The organism is Micromonospora sp. NPDC048830 (assembly GCF_043198215.1).
GTDB lineage: Bacteria > Actinomycetota > Actinomycetes > Mycobacteriales > Micromonosporaceae > Micromonospora.
Genome location: NZ_JBICUP010000106.1, coordinates 1 through 4,912, shown reverse-complemented (window position 1 = coordinate 4,912; position 4,912 = coordinate 1). Strand labels below are relative to the sequence as shown.

The 4,912-nt window shown below is 67.5% G+C and carries 6 protein-coding genes; 3 read left to right on the top strand and 3 right to left on the bottom strand.

Going from position 1 to position 4,912, the window contains the following annotated elements:
* The first annotated feature begins 11 nt into the window (after window positions 1-11).
* Window positions 12-158, top strand: a complete 147-nt coding sequence (locus tag ACGFIZ_RS34025) for a transposase (RefSeq protein WP_393427399.1) — start codon at window positions 12-14, stop codon at window positions 156-158.
* Here the strand turns inward: ACGFIZ_RS34025 and ACGFIZ_RS34020 are convergent.
* The gene (locus ACGFIZ_RS34020; RefSeq protein WP_393427397.1) at window positions 153-764 is read right to left on the bottom strand and encodes a low temperature requirement protein A; all 612 of its coding nucleotides are present in this window, start codon (window positions 762-764) and stop codon (window positions 153-155) included. The genes ACGFIZ_RS34025 and ACGFIZ_RS34020 overlap by 6 nt on opposite strands.
* 712 nt (window positions 765-1,476) lie before the next feature.
* Here ACGFIZ_RS34020 and ACGFIZ_RS34015 point away from each other — a divergent pair.
* Together ACGFIZ_RS34015 and ACGFIZ_RS34010 are read left to right on the top strand one after the other, a co-directional pair.
* Window positions 1,477-1,890 carry a hypothetical protein gene (locus ACGFIZ_RS34015; protein ID WP_393427395.1) on the top strand — a complete coding sequence of 138 codons (414 nt, stop codon included), beginning with the start codon at window positions 1,477-1,479 and terminating at the stop codon, window positions 1,888-1,890.
* Window positions 1,787-4,057 carry a caspase domain-containing protein gene (locus ACGFIZ_RS34010; RefSeq protein WP_393427393.1) on the top strand — a complete coding sequence of 757 codons (2,271 nt, stop codon included), beginning with the start codon at window positions 1,787-1,789 and terminating at the stop codon, window positions 4,055-4,057. Before ACGFIZ_RS34015 ends, ACGFIZ_RS34010 begins: the two co-directional genes overlap by 104 nt.
* 6 nt (window positions 4,058-4,063) lie before the next feature.
* On the opposite strand, the gene ACGFIZ_RS34005 is transcribed toward ACGFIZ_RS34010, so the two are convergent.
* Window positions 4,064-4,651 carry a hypothetical protein gene (locus tag ACGFIZ_RS34005; RefSeq protein WP_393427391.1) on the bottom strand — a complete coding sequence of 196 codons (588 nt, stop codon included), beginning with the start codon at window positions 4,649-4,651 and terminating at the stop codon, window positions 4,064-4,066.
* Between the two features lie 9 nt (window positions 4,652-4,660).
* Complete coding sequence (locus tag ACGFIZ_RS34000; RefSeq protein WP_393427389.1) at window positions 4,661-4,810, bottom strand: hypothetical protein; 150 nt, start codon at window positions 4,808-4,810, stop codon at window positions 4,661-4,663.
* Window positions 4,811-4,912: the final 102 nt, after the last annotated feature.

Genomic DNA, 4,912 nt, shown 5'->3' with positions numbered 1-4,912 from the left:
TCGACAGCGGACTGTCCAACGCCCGCATCGAGGCCAACAACGTCCACCTGCGCGTGCTGACCCGCCAGGCCTACGGCTACCACAGCGCCAAAGCGCTGATCACCATGGCCAACCTCCGCCGCGGCGGCCTCTGCCCACCACTACCCGGACGATCATGAACCCGACCCACGAGAACGGCAGTAGACCCCGTATTCGGCTCCTACCGCCGCGAACCACAGCGCGATCCGTGTCGGGTCCCTGAGAGAGTCGGGCAGGTATGCCGGGAGGATGGCCGCGCACACCAGGAGCGCAACCGCGACGATCATCGGCCTCGCCATCCGGAACAGTCGTCCTTTCAGGCGGGTTCCGGCGGCGCTTATCCAGAACAACATCAGGTGCAGAACCCGGATGCCGGCGTAGCAGCCGGCAATCAACAGTGGTTCCGACACTTCGCCGCGCCTGGCGCCGAACGCCCCTGGAATGGCGAGTGCGAACACGAACACAACCGCCATCGCGGCGAACATGACAACCGGTGCGCCTCCCTCGCCGGGTTGCACACGGTTCGCGACGAGGGTGTGCGAGCACCAGGCACGCCATAGCAGCATCAGCGCCAGTAGGGCCTCGAAGAGACCCCAGCCGGTGATATGCGTGGATGCCGTTCGGGCAATGCTGAAGAACGCGAACACGAAGACCAGGTCGAAGAAGATCTCGAGCCGATCCGCCCGGCTGCCCCCGCGTGTCCGTACGTGTATCGGTCCGAACGAGGACGTCTCGCGCTTGCCCACCGGGCTCACCCCTCCGCTACAGGCAGAGTCCCTGCGGAATATACTATTTACCCCGATAAGGAAGGATCGCCTGTCTTGAACCTCGCATGCCGTTCGACTCGATGGGGAGTCGGCCCGTGAGGACCAATGGCCGGAGATCCGGTGGCCACCGGCATGTCCCGGCCGGGCGGACCGCTGCCGTTCAACCACGCCGGGCGCGCGGGAAGCGGCCCTGGTTGCCGCGCGGCCGGGAAGCGGCCGGTGAGACATCCGGTCGCGGGTGCCGGTTGTCGTTGCGGCCCTGTCGTTTCCAGCCCCGGCCAGCGTTGATCGGCTCGGCGCCGTGTCCGACGGCCCCGCCGTGGTGGTCCTCGCCCGCCGCCACGCTCTCGCTCCCCCTTCGCGCCTGGCCTGTGCTCGATTCCATCTGGTTCGTCGAGCCGGGAGGGCAACGCTACTTCGAGCAGAGCAAACCCCTCTTGAGCCTCTCCCCGCTCTGGGGCGACGCCCGGGACTGCGCAGGCCAAATGAGAGCCACACGACCAGCGTGGGCAGCCGATGAGAGAGCGACAGCCCGGGCGCCTCAACCGAAGCCTGGCCGGGCCACGGTCGTACGTCAATGGAACAAGTAGCCGATGAGCGGAGTCACTATGGGATCCGGAGTCCCCGGCTGACGTGGTCATCTTCCGGATGGTGGACGGCCGGGCGGCGATACGGCCTCTACCTCGATCCCGTGGAGGCCGGCCGAAACCTGAGAATGGCCGGGCTCGCGTACTATAAGTCGGTGACAGGACCGCTCGAGGTTTCGATCCGGGTCGATGATCAAGGCTCCCTTTACCGCTGGCTGATGCTCGATCCCGAGGTACGGCGGGATGCCACGGTGACGCTGACCCCCGCGCCCCCGAAGGCCGGCGAGATGGGCGGTGCCCTCGACGTCATCAACGTGGTGCTCAGCAACGGCATCGCCATCGGCAGCCTACTCGTCGCCGTGTCCTCCTGGCGGGAGTCCCGGCCCCGGCCGCCGGTGACCCGGATCGAACGCGATGGCATCAGCATCGCCATTGAGGACGCCTCGCCGGAAACCGTACGCCGGGTCGTCGAAGCGCTCATCGACCGGCCGGCGGACCCTGGCGATGGCACTCTCTGATCCGGACGCCTCCCGGGCCGTCCTGATCGGCGTCCATTCCTACACCAGGCTGCCGGATCTGCCGGCGGTCGAGCACAACCTGACCGATCTGCACGCGGCCCTCACCGACGACGAGACCTGGGGCCTGCCCGACGAGCACTGCCGCGTCGTCGACCAGCCCCGCGACGCCGAGGAGATCCTCGAAGCTGTGATCGAGGCGGGCCGTCAGGCGACGGACACCCTGCTCGTCTACTACGCCGGCCACGGCCTCACCGACCCCGACAGCGATGAACTCCATCTCACGTTGCCAGGCTCCAACCCCGTGCTCAGCGCGACGGCCCTCAGGTTCGAGTATTTCCGGCGAGCGATACGGAACCCCCAGATCCGCGCACCCCGCAAGGTGGTGATCCTCGACTGCTGTTACAGCGGCCGCGCCCTCGAGGGCGGCATGGGCACCGACAGGGCCAACCAGACCGTGACCGAGGGGAGTCACGTTCTGACCGCCTCCGACGCTACGAAGAGGGCCTGGTCACCGCCGGGCGAGACGCATACCGCCTTCACCGGGGAGATCCTCCGGGTGCTCACCGAGGGCATTCCCGACGGGCCGGAACTGCTGAGCACCGACGCCATCTACCGGCACGTCTACACGGAACTACGGGCCAAGGACCGTCCGCTGCCCCAGCAGGCAAACCGCAACGCCGGCGGCGACATCCTCATCGCCCGCAACCGCGCCCTGTCCGGCACGCCGCTGCTGCCACGCCCGCACAAAGGCCCCAAGATCCCGGCCCGCATCGTGCTCTACCTGGCCATCGTGGTCACGCTGGCTGCAGCCGCCGCGATCTCCTGGCATACGTGGAACGCAGCGAAACTGGGTAACACCGCGCTGCCGCACGCCGTGCAGAATTGCCGCACCGCCGATACGGCGCCAGCCGGCGCTGCCGCCGCCTACTCCTGCCAGGACCGCAGCGGCCGCCCCGCCGCCGTGGCCGTCTACCCGGACCGTGCCACCCTCGATGGCGCCTACGAGAAGACGCTCGACGGTGCCGAGGGCACCCGAAGCACCGGTGACTGCGCGACGGAAGAGAACGCCGAACACCGCTACCCGGTCACGGGCACCGCCGAGGGACGGGTGCTGTGCTTTAGCCGCAACGCCAGCACGTTCATGGTGTGGACCGACGAGAACGCACTCGCCCTCGTCCGAATCGAAGCGCCAGCGGCGGAGTTGAGAGCGCTGCGGGATTCCTGGAGCCGGCTGGTAGCAACCCCGCCGCCGTTCGCGACCGCTGATGAGAGGAAGCTGATCGACCTGCCCGTGGCCACCGAATGTGCCCGGGCCGCTGTCAGCGAACTGGACGACTTCCCCGGCGCGGTCGCCGCGGTCACCTGCGCCGGAACGGGCGGGGCCGGCGCGCAGTCCGTCACCTACTTCCAGTTCGACTCGACGGCAAAGCTACAGCAGACGATGAACGACCACCTTCCCGACGACCGCGACCCCACCTCGGTCGGCTGCGAGGATGGCAAGGCACCGAAGTTCACCGGTGGCCGCCGCTACGACGTACGCGGAGTCTTCCTCGGGGTGTTGTTGTGCCACCCTGCCGTCGATGGCAACCTGGTTGTCGAATGGAGCGTCGAACCCCTACTCGTGGCCGGCCGCGCCATCGGCAGCGACGCTACCTCCCTGGCCGACTGGTGGCGCGCCGACCGGGGCCCGCCGATCGACACGGTCGTGCAGGCGGTCAACCGCCGCGACGCGTTCCCCAACGCCGCCGAACGCGCGCTGCTCGAGCGGATCCCCGCACCGTCGAGGCGGAACTGCATGCGCCCGTCGGGGGAATTCCGCACCGAACACGTGGGCACCTACCCCGTCACCGCAGGCGTGGTGTGCGGCCCGACCACCGCGCCTGCGATCGTCTTCTACTACCAGTTCGAGAACAAGAAGGATCTAACCGACAACTACAACCCCTCCCTCGGTCCGCCCGGAAACTGCACCGCCTCCACCACCAAGGTCACCGGCGAAGCGGCCTACTCACGCGGCGGCACCACCGGCAGACTGAGATGCGAAGATCGAGAGGGCTATCTGGCCCGGTTCTGGACAGATGAACGGCGGCTCATCTACGGGCTGGCCTTTCAGGGCAGGGACGCACGAGCCATGTCGGACTGGTGGGAGCACGACGCCGGCCCGCTCTGAGCCCGGTCACCCACGAACCGTGCCACCCACCTCCAAGGCCCCGTCCCCGCTTTCCGCCCCCTGGGTCTGCCCCGCCACCGATCCGTCAAAGATCACGATGAGCTCGGCGTGGCCGCCGCCATGCTTCAACGTTAGATTCCACCGATGCTGCTTACCGTCGGCAGGGACCTCCACGACCTTGCGCCATGGCAGCGAAGCCGGCCGCTCGGTGCTCTTCTCGCCATCGAACTCATAGATGATCGAGACGACGTCGGCATCTCCTCTGGCACTGAACACCAGACTGTGCGGCACCTGCAACGCCACCGACGGCGACGGCGTCCCGGGCGACGGCGAAACCACCACTCCCGGCAACGACGAGGCTTGGTCGTTCGGCCCCACGCCGCCGCCGCACCCAGCGACAAGGGCAATCATCAATACGCTTTTCGCGATGATCCCGTAAACATGAGGTCGCATTCCGTGACTGTAGGGCCTGAACACTCCAGATTCAATCTCCCCTATCTGGGTGACGCCGACACCGGCGAAGACCATCGGTAAGCGCCAGCGCAGGCGGCGCTGTTGCGTTGGCGGATCGGTGGACACGCCGAGCCGCGTCACCGGGCACTGTCAGATGGCTCCGGCCAGTTCCGTAAACGCGGCGGCCACCCGCAGACCGGGCTGGACGTCAGCGGCGAGTTCGTAATGTCCGCGTCGGAGGTTCTGAACAGGCTGTACGGTGCCAATACCTGTCGCACCTGCAGTGAGCTGGGGCTTCATGGGAACGAGGCACCTTCGTGGTCATGGTCTTCCAGCTGATCTATCTGGTCGCGATCCGCCTGTTCGACGCTCTGCTCCTCGCGGCTCGCAGCGACCGCGCGG

Coding starts and splice junctions, on each gene's coding strand:
- ACGFIZ_RS34010 (WP_393427393.1), top strand. CDS start 1,787: ATGGCATCAGCATCGCCATTGAGGACGCCTCGCCGGAAACCGTACGCC.
- ACGFIZ_RS34000 (WP_393427389.1), bottom strand. CDS start 4,810: ATGAAGCCCCAGCTCACTGCAGGTGCGACAGGTATTGGCACCGTACAG.